The sequence below is a fragment of the Microcoleus sp. Pol12B5 genome (assembly GCF_036701335.1).
Taxonomy (GTDB): Bacteria; Cyanobacteriota; Cyanobacteriia; order Cyanobacteriales; family Microcoleaceae; genus Microcoleus.
Map to the genome: position 1 here is coordinate 1 of NZ_JAUBQQ010000062.1, position 15,259 is coordinate 15,259.

The 15,259-nt window shown below is 45.2% G+C and carries 11 protein-coding genes and 30 tRNA genes; 3 read left to right on the forward strand and 38 right to left on the reverse strand.

What is annotated here, in order from left to right; all coding sequences use genetic code 11:
• Positions 1-441: 441 nt before the first annotated feature.
• A complete protein-coding gene (locus QUA24_RS21160; RefSeq protein ID WP_333231860.1) occupies positions 442-696 on the forward strand; it encodes a DUF433 domain-containing protein in 255 nt (84 codons plus the stop codon).
• Positions 697-769: 73 nt separating this feature from the next.
• Here the strand turns inward: QUA24_RS21160 and QUA24_RS21165 are convergent, their stop codons facing one another.
• The 13 genes from QUA24_RS21165 to QUA24_RS21225 form a co-directional block, all read right to left on the reverse strand.
• Entirely contained in the window at positions 770-1,963 is a 1,194-nt protein-coding gene (locus QUA24_RS21165) for a hypothetical protein (protein ID WP_333231862.1), read from the reverse strand.
• Between the two features lie 63 nt (positions 1,964-2,026).
• Positions 2,027-3,466 carry a hypothetical protein gene (locus tag QUA24_RS21170; RefSeq protein ID WP_333231907.1) on the reverse strand — a complete coding sequence of 480 codons (1,440 nt, stop codon included), beginning with the start codon at positions 3,464-3,466 and terminating at the stop codon, positions 2,027-2,029.
• Between the two features lie 166 nt (positions 3,467-3,632).
• Entirely contained in the window at positions 3,633-4,139 is a 507-nt protein-coding gene (locus QUA24_RS21175; RefSeq protein ID WP_333231864.1) for a hypothetical protein, read from the reverse strand.
• A 130-nt stretch (positions 4,140-4,269) separates the two neighbouring features.
• Positions 4,270-4,342, reverse strand: a tRNA-Leu gene (locus QUA24_RS21180).
• Between the two features lie 210 nt (positions 4,343-4,552).
• Positions 4,553-4,753: a hypothetical protein gene (locus QUA24_RS21185; RefSeq protein ID WP_333231866.1), complete on the reverse strand. Its 201-nt coding sequence runs from the start codon at positions 4,751-4,753 to the stop codon at positions 4,553-4,555.
• A gap of 123 nt (positions 4,754-4,876) precedes the next feature.
• Positions 4,877-5,077 carry a radical SAM protein gene (locus tag QUA24_RS21190; RefSeq protein WP_333231868.1) on the reverse strand — a complete coding sequence of 67 codons (201 nt, stop codon included), beginning with the start codon at positions 5,075-5,077 and terminating at the stop codon, positions 4,877-4,879.
• Between the two features lie 427 nt (positions 5,078-5,504).
• Positions 5,505-6,467 (reverse strand): GNAT family N-acetyltransferase, encoded by a 963-nt coding sequence (locus QUA24_RS21195; RefSeq protein ID WP_333231870.1) that lies wholly within the window; start codon positions 6,465-6,467, stop codon positions 5,505-5,507.
• Positions 6,468-6,656: 189 nt separating this feature from the next.
• Positions 6,657-6,730, reverse strand: a tRNA-Lys gene (locus tag QUA24_RS21200).
• Between the two features lie 333 nt (positions 6,731-7,063).
• On the reverse strand, positions 7,064-8,293 hold the full coding sequence (tuf, locus tag QUA24_RS21205; RefSeq protein WP_333231872.1) for an elongation factor Tu: 1,230 nt from the start codon (positions 8,291-8,293) through the stop codon (positions 7,064-7,066).
• 102 nt (positions 8,294-8,395) lie between these two features.
• Positions 8,396-8,481, reverse strand: a tRNA-Ser gene (locus QUA24_RS21210).
• A 151-nt stretch (positions 8,482-8,632) separates the two neighbouring features.
• Positions 8,633-8,704 (reverse strand) — tRNA-Lys (locus QUA24_RS21215).
• Between the two features lie 101 nt (positions 8,705-8,805).
• Complete coding sequence (locus QUA24_RS21220; protein WP_333231874.1) at positions 8,806-9,378, reverse strand: dihydrofolate reductase family protein; 573 nt, start codon at positions 9,376-9,378, stop codon at positions 8,806-8,808.
• Between the two features lie 552 nt (positions 9,379-9,930).
• Positions 9,931-10,016: transfer RNA gene (locus QUA24_RS21225), tRNA-Ser, on the reverse strand.
• A gap of 92 nt (positions 10,017-10,108) precedes the next feature.
• Here QUA24_RS21225 and QUA24_RS21230 point away from each other — a divergent pair.
• Positions 10,109-10,807: a homing endonuclease associated repeat-containing protein gene (locus QUA24_RS21230; protein WP_333231876.1), complete on the forward strand. Its 699-nt coding sequence runs from the start codon at positions 10,109-10,111 to the stop codon at positions 10,805-10,807.
• Here the strand turns inward: QUA24_RS21230 and QUA24_RS21235 are convergent.
• The 25 genes from QUA24_RS21235 to QUA24_RS21355 all read right to left on the reverse strand — a co-directional run bounded on the left by QUA24_RS21235 (position 10,780) and on the right by QUA24_RS21355 (position 13,891).
• Positions 10,780-10,854, reverse strand: a tRNA-His gene (locus QUA24_RS21235). The two genes, QUA24_RS21230 and QUA24_RS21235, sit on opposite strands and share 28 nt — an antisense overlap.
• 6 nt (positions 10,855-10,860) lie before the next feature.
• Positions 10,861-10,933 (reverse strand) — tRNA-Ala (locus tag QUA24_RS21240).
• Positions 10,934-10,994: 61 nt separating this feature from the next.
• A tRNA-Ala gene (locus QUA24_RS21245) sits at positions 10,995-11,071 on the reverse strand.
• Positions 11,072-11,078: 7 nt separating this feature from the next.
• A tRNA-Arg gene (locus tag QUA24_RS21250) sits at positions 11,079-11,152 on the reverse strand.
• Positions 11,153-11,484: 332 nt separating this feature from the next.
• Positions 11,485-11,557: transfer RNA gene (locus tag QUA24_RS21255), tRNA-Arg, on the reverse strand.
• A 6-nt stretch (positions 11,558-11,563) separates the two neighbouring features.
• Positions 11,564-11,634: transfer RNA gene (locus tag QUA24_RS21260), tRNA-Lys, on the reverse strand.
• A 136-nt stretch (positions 11,635-11,770) separates the two neighbouring features.
• A tRNA-Gly gene (locus tag QUA24_RS21265) sits at positions 11,771-11,841 on the reverse strand.
• Between the two features lie 5 nt (positions 11,842-11,846).
• Positions 11,847-11,923 (reverse strand) — tRNA-Thr (locus QUA24_RS21270).
• Positions 11,924-12,096: 173 nt separating this feature from the next.
• Positions 12,097-12,170, reverse strand: a tRNA-Leu gene (locus tag QUA24_RS21275).
• A gap of 44 nt (positions 12,171-12,214) precedes the next feature.
• Positions 12,215-12,290: transfer RNA gene (locus QUA24_RS21280), tRNA-Leu, on the reverse strand.
• A 4-nt stretch (positions 12,291-12,294) separates the two neighbouring features.
• A tRNA-Pro gene (locus tag QUA24_RS21285) sits at positions 12,295-12,367 on the reverse strand.
• A gap of 4 nt (positions 12,368-12,371) precedes the next feature.
• Positions 12,372-12,452, reverse strand: a tRNA-Leu gene (locus QUA24_RS21290).
• Between the two features lie 130 nt (positions 12,453-12,582).
• Positions 12,583-12,656 (reverse strand) — tRNA-Gln (locus tag QUA24_RS21295).
• A 5-nt stretch (positions 12,657-12,661) separates the two neighbouring features.
• Positions 12,662-12,740 (reverse strand) — tRNA-Gln (locus tag QUA24_RS21300).
• Between the two features lie 10 nt (positions 12,741-12,750).
• A tRNA-Asn gene (locus tag QUA24_RS21305) sits at positions 12,751-12,825 on the reverse strand.
• 6 nt (positions 12,826-12,831) lie between these two features.
• Positions 12,832-12,904, reverse strand: a tRNA-Phe gene (locus QUA24_RS21310).
• 4 nt (positions 12,905-12,908) lie between these two features.
• A tRNA-Ser gene (locus QUA24_RS21315) sits at positions 12,909-12,995 on the reverse strand.
• 5 nt (positions 12,996-13,000) lie between these two features.
• Positions 13,001-13,074, reverse strand: a tRNA-Tyr gene (locus QUA24_RS21320).
• Between the two features lie 34 nt (positions 13,075-13,108).
• A tRNA-Tyr gene (locus tag QUA24_RS21325) sits at positions 13,109-13,190 on the reverse strand.
• Between the two features lie 8 nt (positions 13,191-13,198).
• A tRNA-Glu gene (locus tag QUA24_RS21330) sits at positions 13,199-13,275 on the reverse strand.
• A 6-nt stretch (positions 13,276-13,281) separates the two neighbouring features.
• Positions 13,282-13,356, reverse strand: a tRNA-Trp gene (locus tag QUA24_RS21335).
• Between the two features lie 3 nt (positions 13,357-13,359).
• Positions 13,360-13,434: transfer RNA gene (locus tag QUA24_RS21340), tRNA-Met, on the reverse strand.
• 102 nt (positions 13,435-13,536) lie between these two features.
• Positions 13,537-13,610 (reverse strand) — tRNA-Cys (locus tag QUA24_RS21345).
• Positions 13,611-13,685, reverse strand: a tRNA-Glu gene (locus tag QUA24_RS21350). It lies immediately after the preceding tRNA gene.
• A 132-nt stretch (positions 13,686-13,817) separates the two neighbouring features.
• Positions 13,818-13,891: transfer RNA gene (locus QUA24_RS21355), tRNA-Asp, on the reverse strand.
• A 495-nt stretch (positions 13,892-14,386) separates the two neighbouring features.
• Here QUA24_RS21355 and QUA24_RS21360 point away from each other — a divergent pair.
• Positions 14,387-15,211, forward strand: coding sequence for a biotin--[acetyl-CoA-carboxylase] ligase (locus tag QUA24_RS21360; protein ID WP_333231877.1), 825 nt, complete (start codon positions 14,387-14,389; stop codon positions 15,209-15,211).
• Positions 15,212-15,259: the final 48 nt, after the last annotated feature.

Here is a 15,259-nt window from a genome sequence, read left to right on the forward strand (position 1 = left end):
ATTGCCTGCTTGACGGAGCGATCGCCTGCTTGACGGTACGATCGCTACACCAACTCTTTTAAGATACAAGGGGCGGGCTTTCCTTCGGATCGCTTCGCTAACGCTAACGCGGTTTGGTATTGAAACGGACAAAACGAAAAAGGGCGATCGCCCCGTCGCTACCCCATTACTCTAGTCTATAAGAAAGTGCTGTACTGCGATCGTAATAACAATTTAATCGCAAAATCGGGAAATAACACCAGTTCAATAAAAATCTGACTCTCGCCAAGCTTCAAACCCCTAATTCATCAGTGATTCCCAATCTAAAATTTAAAATCTAAAATCTAAAATGGTATCACCTGCGGTGGCACTGTTACAAAGTCAGTCAACGATCCCCGTGTTTCTACTGTGTCCAAATGCAGTATAATCGGCGGAATCTTCCCCAATCGTTTAAGTAAAACAATGGACTGGCGAAAGCTCATTAATGCAAACCCGAAAGCTTCAACAAGTCAACCAGCAGCGCCAGAAACTCGATTATCTGTAGAATTTTTGCTGGGGCTCTTTGCGGCAGGATGGACACAACAGCAAGTGTTAGAGAAATATCCCGCACTGACTTCGGAAAAGTTGCGCGCTGCTTTGGCTGGTGCGGATTCCCAGTTAGTCTCCTCCATCGCTAATCCAGAATTACAAGAAATTATTGATCAAACTAGAGAATAATTTACAATGCTAACACCTGAAGGATTGCGGGCTGTTTTCCGTTTGCTGCTGAATGTCTCCATATATAAAAGTTTTACTTGACGCGATAATTCCAGGTTTGGATAGCTAAATCTATAAACCATCCTAAATTAAAGTCTGTCTCCTTTTGGTAAATTTCCCACCATTCCCTAGTAGTGCTATCAATAGGTGGAGTAATTCCTTTAAGGAGATACAAAAGTAAGAAAAAAGTATTATGATTATAACCTAGTGCAGCTTGCGTCAAGTACATATTAGGTTTACACCATTTTAACATTCCATGCCTAGTCATTCCTGAAAATGTATTAGGTTGAGGTTGCTCTTTTAAGTTGATAGTATCTTTGGTACAAACAACCCATTCTATAGAAGAATTTGAAGAAAAAGGGTTGCCTACTTTTTTCAAAACACATCCAAATCGAGTTATCGGTGTTTTGATATTTTTATTAACGGCTGTTGGCAACCAAAGAAATAAAAAGATTCCGTTAGTAGTGTTAGTTATTTCTGCCACTTTTTTGTGATTCACTCCATCCCCAGTTCCATACAATATTTTTCTGTAAGTGGTACTAACCATTTCTTTTACTTTTGGCTGAGACAAAAGCAAAGTTCGCAACTTCAGAAAATCTGTATGATAGTCTGGTGGGAGCCTACCTACAAAATTGCAAGTAAAAGGAGGTAAACTGCTAATATCTAAATTATGAGAGATTTCTGGCAACCCAAATACAGGGTAAGAAATTTCATAAATTTGACTTAATAGTTTAAATTGACCTGAATTATGATAATTTTGTACAGCAAATTCCCAAAAACAAAAATCTTCTTCAAATTTTGAAGCTTCTTTGTCTGTGTAATTATCATCGTGAAAACTCGGTGCGATCGCTATCATTTTCACGGGCAATGAATAGTCAATTTTATCCTCAAAGCATTTATTGGTGAGAATAGCTTTACGATAACGAGTTAGCTGCGAAACTAATCCTCGATCTTCTTCATTTTTCAACTCAATAATTATCGGCTGATTTTCGGATTTGGTACAGCACAATAAATCGCATCGCTGCATTTTTACAGTATGCTGTCTTTTGATTTTAATTAGCGAGGGAAAGATTTCATCAAAGTTCTCATCTATATAATCTTCCAAATCCATCTCGGATTGAAACCTGATTTCACCACCAATATAAATTAACTTGCGATTAGCAGTTTTTACCCTATCATTCAACCTTTTACCTTGGGTTGATAGATGTTTTGCTTTGAGGTATGGCACAGTAGCTATCCCATAAAGTAAGCATAGCCCGCGAGCTTAACTCACGAGCCATGCCCAATTATATCACTTGTCATCCCTCACAGGCAGCGACGTGTCCAGAATTTCCATCAACAATTCCAGCCGCGAAGGACGGCTCAACATCGGCACTAAATTCGGCAAGGAGTAGTAATCACCGGAAAACGTAAAGGTTTCCACCGATACTTGTTTGTCCTTTAAGTGCTTCTCAACATCTTCGCACCAATCACCAACTCGCACAATCAGAACATCAGGAATTACCCCCAAACTGCGGCAGTAATTCGGGTAAGAATCCACGAAGTAAGGTGAAGAGTTTTCGCCTTCATCTGTTACGAGGATAAATTGATCGACAACTTGCTTCTTAATTCGCATTGCTTCCACCGCGCAACCGCAACTTGTGCCACCGCCAGCGTGGATGTGCTTGAAAGCGCGTTCCCAGTCTGTCAATTCGCTGCCGTTTGCTTGCACTGGATACGGCATCGTGTCAAAGGCGTAGACAAACAGTGCAGCGTCGGAAATGCCGGAAATCAAGGCAGCTAGACGCTTACCGATTTCGATCGCACTTTCCATCGAACCAGACTTGTCAATCAACAAACCCGTTGCTTTCGCAATCTTGCCGCGCTTCTTCACCTGTTCGTTTGTCACCGCTTCCAGCTTCGCCGCCGTTGCTGCGTCGAAGTTCGCCCCCGCGCCCGCAACACTCGCTTTGTAAGCAGAAACCCGATCGCACTTTGCCGCTTCATCCAGCTTCGAGTCAATCAACTGCTTGACTTCCGCGTGATCCATCGCGCCGCGCGACTGAATCGATTTCAAATTGTTGATGACTTCCTGCGGCGACATCGAGTTAATCAGCGCCGCCAAAACCGTTGGCGTTAGCTGTCTGATCGCACCAACTGCGATCGTATACGGAATCTTGTACTCAACAATCAAATTCGCCTGTTCCGCAGGTGTCGCCGCCTTTGCTAACTGCTTCAAAACGAATGCCAGAGAGTCTTCCGGCGGATTGTCTTTAAACAGAATAGCATTAGCGCGATCGCTCGGCTTGACGTGCAGCGTTGCGTACAAATGTTTCATCGCCTTGCGGTTGCGGATGGCGGCGCGATCGAAAAACTGTGCATTCTTTTCCCGCGATTTCAGATAGCGAGTAACAGCAGTGCGCGCGCTGCGAGGCACCTTATTCTGGTGCCGCTTCATAAAGTCCACAATCCGCGAAACCTCGTAGGGAGGGAACTCTTGCAGCATCATAAAACCGGCATCTCGGTGTTCCGTCAGCGCCGAAGTCAGCAAATTTCCGGCAAAAACTTCCTTGTGATCTCGCACGTCGCCGTGACGTTGATACCACACTGCTAAATGACCATAAAAAATGGGGTCTAATTCGATAATTAACTTGTGAATTTCTGCCACCTTTTCCAGTTGACGGTGAGGAGTTGTGAGCAGACTGTTGAGCATTTCCACACGTAAATCCCGTTCTGCTGCATTCATATTCATTGCTGTCACCTAATATTTTGCACCTATTCCCTTAGTCCGCCAGGGATTGAAATCCCTGGCTCAAAGGTTAAGTCCTCTTAAGAGGACTGAAATGCGTGTTTAAAAATGTATTTTCTGTGATTAAAAACCAACAAAAACAAATATCTTTAGTCCTCTTTAGAGGACTTTAGCTATTAGACAGGGATTGAAATCCCTGGCGGACTATTTCGGAGTCTAGTGACTTTAAATCCGGTTCAACCCAGCTAGTTCGAGCTTCCGAAGACATCAACCGATCGCGCGTGTAGTAGCGAAAGGGTAAAGTGCGTGAAGCGGAGCTATCTTGTAGGGAATCGGCATATTTGGCAATCAAACCGTTAGCCAGATGTACGATCGAGCTATTTTGGCTTTCATCGGCGAGATATCGGCGAATAATTCGCACCCAAAACAGCGTTAGCGTTTCGTGATATCCACTGTTTTTTGTGGTTTCAATTCCTTGAACCGAGTTGTAACGTTTAATGCCATTGCGAATCGCATTTATCGCTTCTTGCTCCGATTCATAACACAGATACCACAGGGCAACGGTTAAATGTGCTTCGTGCGTCCATTGACTTCGCGACAGGTTGCCTTCTTGGAAGGCATGAATGAGACTGTCTATCTCCTTGGGCGATCGGTAAATTGCCAGTCTTTTTCTCATGGCTAATACCCAATTTATTTTTGAGGACGGAAGTCTTCAATACAAACAGGATTACTTAATTATTATCCTGAATTAAAAACAAGAGCTTATAGCGCCTAAAAAGTCACTTCGCGCAAGTCAAGAAAGCCGTTGGCACATACGCAGGAGTTGAACCCGCGACCGTTTCTTTTTAAGAGAAATGCTCTACCAATGAGCTAGTATGTAGGCTTCCTTTGTTGGGGCGCGAAGTGGAACTTTTAAGCGCCGGATAGATATAAAAAATTCAGCTATAAAAGGCAGCGCACAAGTCAGAGAAGCTTTAGCCTCGCGGCAAGTAGGAATTGAACCTACAATTCGATTTTAAGTCGAACGTATCCAGTTTGTAAGCTTCTTTTGTTAGGGTGCGCTGCCTAATACGTGCTTTAAGTGAATTTCTAGCCGTAAACAGCTTCTGGGCGGACAATTAAATCGCCGCTGGGACGGCGATCCAGAACGTAAGACTCGAAGCGATCGCCTTTGACATCAAAATGATTTGCCAGACGTTCCTTAATAGCCTTGTCGCTCATTCCTGCCGTGATACCCAGTTGGTTTTCCGCCAGATCGTAGGAACGTCCTTCAAAACGAATGTGAACCATTACCGATACCTCCTAGAGCAATTTTGGATTTGGGATTAGTAGCTTATCTGCTCTCGACTTTGGCTTTTTGTGAGACTTAGCAAATTGCCAGTATCGGTAAAGATTCACGAAATCTGATAATCTTTACTGAAAGAAGCGCCGTTCTAAATGATAAGCTTGTTTGATTCTGCGGATTTCCTCAGCCTTTTTGGTTGATTGAAATCTGGCTGAAATTGTCTGTTCTGAATCCGCATCAAATTCGTTGAAATTAGACTGATTTCGTACAATATCTGAGTCGAACAGAGTCAGTTTGTAACCGAACAGTCTCGTATAAAGTAACAACATGACAATCGAGTCTATGTTACAAGACTTTCAAATTGATGTTCCTTGAAATTTTGAGCAATATTTAGTTGTCAAGGTTCAGAATTTGCACGAAAAATACAGGTTTTTGCTTGTCCTGCGCTTTCCATATTTATATACTACATTTATACTACACAGGTGTCAAGGGGGTAGCAAAAGTTTTTTAGATAAAACTTACACGAGTGGCGAGAAACCGGGTTTTTTCACGAAAATATTTCGTTGTTACCCGCAGATCCGGTAAAAAACCGGGTTTCTTGGGTCGGAGTGCGTAAGTCCTGAGATGTTGCACCATTCTCAATAAGCTTTTTATGAATAGGCAAGATGCCTGTTCCACAAAGAGTGAATTTTCTTGTGGAACAGGCATCTTGCCTGTTCGTGAGAATGGTGCAAGATGTGAGTAAGTCCCTATCAATTAAATATCCTTAACATAAGAAATGCTCTTGCGAATATTGTGAAAGCCTACTGATTCGTAAAGCCGCAGCGCACCGCAGGAATTTTCAGCATCGACGCCGAGAATAGCAGTCTCGACACCGGCAGCTTTGAGTCGATGCAAACCAGCCAGCAACATTGCTCGTCCCAATCCAATTTTGCGGAAGCCACGCCGCGTACCGAGAACACAAATCCAGCCTTCGTTTCTGCCGGTGCGATCGTTTTCATCGGGGTTAATTTCGCAGTAGCAAAAAGCGGCAAAAGTGCCGTCTGCTGCAACAGCGATCGAATCTAGCTCGTTTCTATAATTGGGTAGAGTTGAATAGTAATTGGATTTCTCTACTGTAAAATCGTGGTGGTTCCAGTGGTCGATAAACGACTGGTTGAACATTTCTACCCAAGCTTCCGCATCCTGTTCGCAGGAGACTTGACGCAGCAAGAAACCTTCGGGAAATTGCGGTTCTGGGATTGGTTCACAGAGCGATCGCGCCATGCGGAAAAAATAGCGATCGGCCCTGAAACCGCAACTTGCGAGCACAGAAATGCGATCGCAATCCTCAGCGCGAGCCCAAGATCGCAGCTTCACGGGCGCGCTCCGCATCGCAGACACCTCGCGCATCCGCACTTCACCCCAGGCGATCGCGGCTGCTTCCACATCGCCCGATCGCGCGTCGGGGCGGACCCGAAACGACAGCCAACCGTCAATTACTTCCCCAGGCTCAGAAACTGACAACTGAGCAAAACCGATTAATTTTCCCTCCGCATCTTCCCAAAGGCAGATATCGCGCCCTACATCTAGGGAAGGTTCGTTAAATTCTTGTTGTAATTCGGAGATTGAAGTGCCTTGATCCAGCCGATCGACTTCTTCGCAAGTATTGATTAAATTGGCGATCGCATCTAAATCGCGATCGCCCGCATAGCAGCGCGCCGAGAGATTGGCCATCATAGCTAATCACCATTTCCTGTTGTTATTCAGTTTAAAAATAGCTTGGGCGATCGCACTTTTATCGATCGGATGAGCCGAGCGGTCGATCGGCATTAAAAATCTGACAACGCAAACACCCCGACGCCTCGAACTGTTACAGCAGTTGACTGCACTCGTGAGTTTCGATAAATTCAGGTTGAGGATTTGGGATGGGAGTAGAAGGACTTGAACCTTCGACCTTGAGATTAAGAGTCACCTGCTCTAACCAACTGAGCTATACTCCCGCATCTAAGCTAGTATAACACAACCGTTCTGAAAAATCAACTATTTTTGTTAAAATTTGTGGCGTTCGCCCTTACTCGAATATTTAATTTAAGTTCGAGCGCCCTGATTCCACATTTGATTTAAGCGCGATCGACCTCAAGCACCTCCCCAGAGTTGTGCAAAACCTGCGCCCGACCATCCAAGCAAATCTGGTACTTGGCCATCTCCAATCTAGACAATTCGCTTGACTCCATCTTGGCGCTCTATTGCATCCACACAGAAAAATTTGCTGTGAATGAATGAGTAAGGTGGACTTTTGCCACCCTACTGATTCTAATTGGTTCCGAAAGCGTCTACTTGAGAATGTGGGAGACCACACCGGCGCCCACAGTACGATTGCCTTCGCGGATGGCAAAACGCATATTTTGTTCGATCGCGATCGGCTGCAACAACTTCACAGTCATATTAACGCGATCGCCCGGAATTACCATGTTTATCGCGCTCCCGTCATCAGCCGTAAAAGATGCGATCGTACCTGTAACATCCGTTGTCCGCACGAAGAATTGAGGGCGATATCCCGCAACAAAAGGAGTCCGGCGGCCGCCTTCTTTTTCCGACAGCACGTAAACCTCAGAATCGAATTCAGTGTGAGGTTTAATGGAACCGGGTTTAGCAAGCACCATCCCCCGCTCAATTTCGTCTTTTTGGATGCCGCGAAGCAACAAACCGACATTATCTCCAGCCATTCCTTCATCCAGAAGTTGCTGGAACATTTCAACGCCGATAACTGTTATCGTGCGAGTGTTTTGGATTCCCACCAATTCCACAGTATCGCCGACTTTGATTTTACCCCGCTCGATTTTGCCAGTTGCGACAGTTCCCCGACCTTTGATCGAGAACACATCTTCAACAGCCATCAGAAAAGGTTTGTCAATATCGCGATCAGGCGTAGAAATCCAGTCATCTACCGCATCCATCAAATTGTAAATGCCATCAACCCACTCATCCTCGCCGCGGCGTATTTTCGGATTAGCAGTCATCTTTTCCAGCGCTTTCAGTGCCGAACCTGCGACAATTGGAATATCATCGCCGGGGAAACCGTAAGAACTGAGAAGTTCGCGAATTTCTAACTCGACCAACTCCAAAATTTCCGCATCGTCCACCATATCTTTCTTATTCAAAAAGACAACCAACTTCGGCACTCCCACTTGCCGCGCTAACAAGATATGTTCGCGAGTTTGAGGCATCGAACCATCTGCCGCCGACACGACGAGGATTGCACCATCCATTTGAGCGGCACCCACGATCATGTTTTTCACGTAATCAGCGTGACCCGGACAATCAACGTGAGCGTAATGGCGATCGCCTGTTTCATACTCAACGTGAGCCGTATTAATCGTGATTCCCCGCTGTTTTTCTTCCGGTGCAGCATCGATTTCATCGTACTTTTTAGCCTTGGCCCGACCCTGTGCAGCCAGCGTCATTGTAATCGCTGCTGTGAGGGTTGTTTTGCCGTGGTCAACGTGACCGATCGTACCGACATTGACGTGGGGTTTGTTCCGTTCAAATTTGGTGCGTGACATTACATTTGATTCTCCTTTTAGAATTGTTGTTTGTTTTCAATCATTAGTTTTTAGTCCTTAGACTCTTGTTAATGAGTAAGGATTGCTCGCTAATGACTAAAAAGAAAAGTGGAGGAGTCGAACCTCTACAGCTTTGCGCTGCACGCTGGTATTCCAAACCAGTTGCCGTCCACACAGCAACACTTTCCAAGTTTTTGATTTTTCACCGCAGATAACCCAAATGAACGCAGATAAATGCAGCAGATTCCATGCAACAATATGCCGTTCAATCTAAAGTCTAAAGTTTCACAGATATCCCTCAATCTAAAATCTACAATCTACAATCTAAAATCGATTGAGTGGGTGGTATAGGAGTTGAACCTATCTGATACCGGTTAAAAGCCGGGTGCATAACCGCTTTGCTAACCACCCATAAAAATTCAGCGTTTGTGTAATTCCTAAAAAATCCTTGTGTAGTAAAGACTTCACTCGTTTCTTGCCCCCAGCAATTGCAACGCATAAAGTCCCGATTGCTAATGCTTCACTCGATAATGAAGCAACATGAAACCGTTGCTATAGATTTTGCGATCGGTAAGTTCCAAATTTGTCGGATCGAGTGCACCAGAAAAAAGCGGAATTCCCGCTCCGATTACTACCGGATTTAACTTCACAATCATCTCGTCAATCTCCGAAAAAAGAGTTGCCGCTAAAGCGCCACCACCGCAGAGCCAGATATCTTTACCCGTTTCTTTTTTCAATTCCTTAACCAATGCAACAGGATTGTCCGAAACAAGTTCAATATTCTCATCGGGGCTGGCTTCCATAGTGCGCGAAAAGACATACTGCTTCAAGCTAGGATAAGGATTAGTTACACCAACATTTAGCCCTACCTCATAGGTTTTCCGTCCCATCAAAACAGCATCAAACTGCTTGTTCTCTGCAGGAATGCCGAGAGCCTTTTGAACGTGAGCCGGAAAAGTCTCTGGAAAAAACTCAAACAAATCAGCAAAATGCTCTCCGTTCATAGGCAAAAAATCAAAGGAGCCATTTTCGCGAGCAATAAACCCGTCAACGGTGCAAGCAACGTAATATTTTAGTTTTCTCATGTTTCACGTTCATTTTGATAAAGTGAAAAGACAATAAATGGAGAGGACGGGACTCGAACCCGCATCGATCGACAGCAACTTTCAGGAAACGCGCTTCCTTACTGCCCGCAAGCAGATGAGAACTGCCCCCATCTCGGACTGTTAATTCCTTTCAGTGCCTCCGCAACCCGCTGCCAGTTTGCGTTTTCAGGGAATATCGCGAAGCAACTTTTTACCCTACTCAACAAACCCGATCGTCCTTTTGGGAGCCGCTTTTCCAAAGTTTTTACGGTGCCATTCCACTTAGGCGACCTCCCCATAGTTTTGCTCAGTCTAGGATAGCAAATCTCGTGAAAAAATTAACCATAATTCTCCCTTATTTATATATAAAATCATAAGCAATCCACCGAGGAGGTACTGCCCCTCCTATCCCCGCGTTATCAGCACGGTGTCTCGCTTTTCGACTTCCGGTGGTTAAAAGGAAGATGAAGGAATCGAACCCTTACAGTTACCCGTACCCCAGTTTTCAAGACTGGTTGCCAACCATTTAGCGGCATCTTCCAAGTTGAATAACGGAAGCTGGAGGAGTCGAACCCCTACAATTGTTAACTGCACTCCTGTGTTCGAGACAGGTTGCCGTCCTCTCGGCAGCAGCTTCCCAAATTTTGGGTGTATAACGACTCTTAAAAATTTTTATTATTAATACACACCCCATTTAAAAGTAAGATGGCAATACCTTTAAAAACTTGTCATGCAAATCACTCAAGATCAACTAATAAAATTGTTCCAAGAATACTATCAGTCTCGCGGTGAAGTTCCTGCCTTAAATAAAGTTAGAAATAAAAGTATTCCTTGCCCAGTAGCACACAATACAGTTGTCAGGAAATTTGGCAGTTGGAATAATGCTTTGAAAGCAGCAGGCTTACCGTTATTTGTCAAACCAATTCTAGCGAAGGAAGTAGTTTGTTTTACCTGTGATCAGGTTTTTTATAAACAAAGACACCGACTACAAGAGGGCCAACCAGATTTTTGTTCAAATTCATGTACAGCAACTTACAATAATTGCCATAAAAATTATGGAAATCGACGATCTAAGCTTGAACATTGGATTAAGGAGCAGCTTTTAAACCTTTATCGAGAGATAGAAATTTATTTCAATCGCAAAGATGCCATAAATGCAGAGATTGATATATACATTCCTTCTCTAAATTTAGCTTTTGAGTTAAATGGCATTTTCCATTACGAGCCAATTTATGGAACCGAAAAACTAGCGTCTATTCAAAATAATTATAGTCGCAAGTTTCAAGCCTGTTTAGAAAAGGGAATTGAATTAGCAATTATTAACTGCTCTCAAGAAAAAAAGTTTCTGAAATCAACCTCTCAAAAATACCTTAATATCATAACCTCCATTATCAATTCAAAGGTGTCCGACGGGCCTCGAACCCGCTAATAACTAGCTTCACAGGCTAGCGTCTCGACCGCTTCGACTTCAGACACCGAAAGTGGAGTCAAGGAGAATCGAACTCCTGGCCTCTTGCGTGCAAAGCAAGCGCTCTACCAATTGAGCTATGACCCCGCGTCAAAGATTTACCTGTAGAGTAAATCTAAAATCTAAAATCTAAAATCTAAAATTGGTGTGGTGGATCGCGATCGGATTTGAACCGATATCTTTCTAACAGCCAGTTAGATGCTTTACCAATTAAGCTACGAACCCCAGACAGCAGGAGCGGTAGGACTTGAACCCACAACATTCGAGGTAGAAGCTCGACACTCTATCCAGTTGAGTTACGCTCCCATGTTTTTTGTTAATGTGCGATTTCCTACGGGATAGCTGCGCTTCACGCACTTTCCGTGCAAGTTATCAGAGCATTGCGTTTTCTCAGTTACTAGAGGGACTCCGCCGATGAGTTATTACACACTCTTTAAAGGATGGCTACCTTCAAGCCAACCTGCCGGGTTCAATGCACTCCTCGTTCTCAAACGCCCGCTGATTTTGACAGCGTTACCTTTCCTCTCGTACTAAAGTATGTAGGCTCCAAAGATTGGGACACGCAAAGGGCGATCGCTCTTAATATAAAAAATTATCCATTCAATGGAATCAACCTCCTTAAATTAAAGCAAAAACAACGAGAGTGGTAGGATTTGAACCCACAACATCCGCGTCCGAAGCGTGGCGCTCTATCCATTGAGCTACACTCCCATAAATTGGTAGTCCTGACAGGAGATTACCCCGCGTCTCCTTGTAAGGCAAACGCTCTACCCTCGAAGCTCAGGACTACAAAAGCGGATGATGGGACTCGAACCCATGCGCTGAGAATGGCATACTCAGATGCTAGCCTTTACATCACACCCGCAAACCGATTTGAGATTTGAAATTTAAGATTTTGGATTGAAAAAACCTCTCGTTTAGCCAAGCGGATAACGAGGATTGAACTCGTGCCTAGAGTTTGGAAGACTCGAATGCTACCGTTACACCATATCCGCAATTGTGGGGCTGGTGATAGGAATTGAACCTACAACCGACTGATTACAAATCAGTTGCTCTACCTAATTGAGCTACACCAGCACGCCAAGCAGATGGTGAGATTTGAACTCGGAAAAAAGCTTTACAAGAGCCTCATGTTGCCAATTACCTCACACCTGCATTTTTGGTGGCGGGGGCAGGAGTTGAACCTGCTATTAAGAGGCTTATGAGACCTCCAAGCCTACCCAGGCTACTTCACCCGCGATGTCACCAAATACCCCTGACTGGCATCGAACCAGCACTAACTAGATCCTAAATCTAGCGCCTCTACCGATTGGGCTACAGGGGCAAAACCGATTTGAGATTTGAGATTTGAGATTGAATAAAACCTCATACCCCTGACAGGCCTCGAACCTGCAAAAAACACTCGTTTTGAGCGAGTGATGTTTTCCAATTACATCACAGGGGCAAAGTCGGGATGGTTGGATTTGAACCAACGACTCCATGCTCCCAAAGCATGGCTTCTGGCCGCTGAATTACATCCCGTTCATGCTCCTAGTGAGACTCGAACTCACACTCAAAATAAAACAGATTTTAAGTCTGCCGCGTCTGCCAATTCCGCCACAGGAGCAAGTAGAAACTTAGTTGAAAATTTGGTACTCGGGAGTGAGATTTGAACTCACACAACACAATTTTTGAAACTGCGGCCTCTGCCAATTGGGCTACAGGAGTGTAATTTATCTGCTTTCGTAATAGCAGAACTGGGAAGGCAGGGATCGAACCTGCATTTTGCCGCTTTCAAAGAGCGGTGCCATACCGATTAGGCGACTTCCCAATAATTGGGTGCCGGGGTAGGCTTTGAAACTACAGAAACTCCTATTTCAGAGATAGGCGACTTTACCAATTTGTCTACCCGGCAGTTAAAAAAATGGCTGCCCCAGTAGGACTCGAACCTACAACCTAACGGTTAACAACCGCTTGCTCTACCATTGAGCTATAAGGCAACGCAATCCCCCAAGTCAGTATCGAACTGACGACCTCTTGTTCTTCACACAAGCGCTCTACCAACTGAGCTATCGGGGGAAAACGGAGAAGGAGGGATTTGAACCCTCGACGGCTGTTAAACCGCTCTTTCTTAGCAGGAAAGCGCCTTAAGCCACTCGGCCACCTCTCCGAGCGCGAGAACGGAGGGATTTGAACCCTCAATCTTCAGTTTTATTAACTGAGATGTTATCCGGCTACACCACGTTCTCAAAATTGCAACTGCGGATTAAATGCAGTTACAAATGGGTCGGGCTGGAATTGAACCAGCAACGCTTTAAGCTACTGTTTTACAGACAGCTACCCACGCCAATAGGAGGGCCGACCCTGAAATTTTGGAAGTGCTGACGGGAGTTGAACCCGCAATCACTTGGGTGAAAACCAAGCGGCTTAAACCATTTGCCTACAGCACTATAAATTGGCACAGGAACTGAGATTTGAACTCAGAATGCTGGTTTTGGAGACCAGAGTGTTGCCAGTTACACCATCCCTGCTTTTGGTGGCAGCGGCGGGATTTGCACCCGCATTGACCAAGGTATGAACTTGGCGCTTTACGATTAAGCTACGCTGCAATGTCACTTTCGCTTCGTTCCTTTTCAAAGTTAAAAATTTCAATTAAAAGACTGTTAGTTTAATCTTTTAATTTCTAATTTTTAATTTCTGATAAGGAACAGAGGTTAGGGCGGGATTTGAACCCGCGAAAATCGGTTTTGCAGACCGACGCTTTGAGCCACTCAGCCACCTAACCTGGGAGTCCCGACGAGGTTTGCACTCGCAATCTTCTCCTTGAGAGGGAGACGGCTTGACTTTTGCCTACGGGACTTTGACCCCCGCCGAAAAACGGATACTTGCTTTCCGACAGGAGGTGTGGATTTTAGACCAAAGTTCCAGGTCCGAGATTCTTCTCCTGTGGAGTAAATCTAAAATCTAAAATCTAAAATCTAAAATCGACTGACGGGAGTAACGAGACTTGAACTCGCAACCTTTCGCTCGACAGGCGACTGCTCTGACCGGTTGAGCTATACCCCCGCGAAAATGAACAATTTTCTGTCCTTGAATTACTCAAGTTGGGACGGGGTGGCGGTTGATTCCGCGTACTACAACCCGATCGGGTTATTGTTGCCGGAGTCTACACCGCCAATGTCCACAATTATGTGACACGATTAACTTCCTATTCAGTTTTCAAGGTTCATGTTGCTTGTGGGGTAAGACTTTGAAGCTCTTTACCCTTCGCCATACATTTATACTACATTGCATAATACAAGACTGTCAAGGGGGTAATACAACTTTTTTTTAAATTGGGTTTTTTAAAGGGGTGTTGATCGCTCCAAACAACCCTCTCCGTTCCCCCAAACCCTTATAAATCAAAAGTTTTGCTGCTAAAATGATGTTGTGGCGTAAGGTAAATCTGATGCTGAAACTGTACTACACACCAATTTCTCTGAATTCTCGCCGTCGCGCGAGGTGGCACTTCTGGAAAATGCGATAATCAGCTTTTAAATATCAAATACTACAAATCAAACCTTGTCTGAATTGCCCTTAACTCCCGTGCCCGCAACCCCAGAACCCGATCGCCCAAACCTCCCTCACTGGCTACACTCCTTGGATACCTGTCCGAGTACCAACAGTTGGGCGATCGCCCGCGCGGCCCAACTCCACCACGGAGATGCAGTATTTACCAAGCGACAAACCAGCGGGCGCGGCCAACACGGGCGCACCTGGCACGCCCCAACCGGTGTCTTAACTGTTAGTTTTGTACTCGACAACCTCAACCCCAATCTCTTGCCGGGACTCAGTTTAGCAGCGGGTTTAGCGGTGATTTACGCGATCGAAGATTTGGTTCCCGACTGTCGCGATATGCTGCGCCTGAAATGGCCAAACGATGTCTGGATCGATCGCCAGAAATTAGCGGGAATTCTCTGCGAAGCCACCAACGGCAATGCTTTGGGCAAAACTCGCGCCGTTGTGGGAATTGGACTCAACCGCTGCGTAGATTTCGCGGCTGCGGGATTGGCTGAAAGGGATCTCGGCAATGCGGTAAGCTTGCATTCAATTGCTAGTACAGTACCAGATGAACTGTGTTTGCTCGATCGACTGCGGCACTATTTACTCGAACTAGCCGATATGTTTTCTACCACAGACAAGCCAGCCTCCAAGTCCGGTTTAGCGCTACTTTTGCCGGAATTGCGTCGCCGTGATGCGTTGATGGGCTGCCCGGTGGCGATCGAACTTTCCTCGGAAACTATCTGCGGAGAAGCAGCGGGCATTGATGGATGCGGCCGCTTGTTAATATGCTTGGCGGGCGATCGAATACAAGCCTTTACTTCCGGGCGAGTTCGATTAATTTAAGAGTCAGTGGGCAGTGGGCAGTTGTCAGCAGTCAGCACTCAGCAGTCA

Bases quoted from the DNA above. Each gene is read 5' to 3' on its own strand.
- QUA24_RS21185 (WP_333231866.1), bottom strand. From the start codon at position 4,753: ATGGTTCACATTCGTTTTGAAGGACGTTCCTACGATCTGGCGGAAAAC.
- tuf (WP_333231872.1), bottom strand. From the start codon at position 8,293: ATGTCACGCACCAAATTTGAACGGAACAAACCCCACGTCAATGTCGGT.
- QUA24_RS21160 (WP_333231860.1), top strand. From the start codon at position 442: ATGGACTGGCGAAAGCTCATTAATGCAAACCCGAAAGCTTCAACAAGT.
- QUA24_RS21170 (WP_333231907.1), bottom strand. From the start codon at position 3,466: ATGAATATGAATGCAGCAGAACGGGATTTACGTGTGGAAATGCTCAAC.
- QUA24_RS21195 (WP_333231870.1), bottom strand. From the start codon at position 6,467: ATGATGGCCAATCTCTCGGCGCGCTGCTATGCGGGCGATCGCGATTTA.
- QUA24_RS21175 (WP_333231864.1), bottom strand. From the start codon at position 4,139: ATGAGAAAAAGACTGGCAATTTACCGATCGCCCAAGGAGATAGACAGT.
- QUA24_RS21220 (WP_333231874.1), bottom strand. From the start codon at position 9,378: ATGAGAAAACTAAAATATTACGTTGCTTGCACCGTTGACGGGTTTATT.
- QUA24_RS21190 (WP_333231868.1), bottom strand. From the start codon at position 5,077: ATGTTGTTACTTTATACGAGACTGTTCGGTTACAAACTGACTCTGTTC.
- QUA24_RS21230 (WP_333231876.1), top strand. From the start codon at position 10,109: ATGCAAATCACTCAAGATCAACTAATAAAATTGTTCCAAGAATACTAT.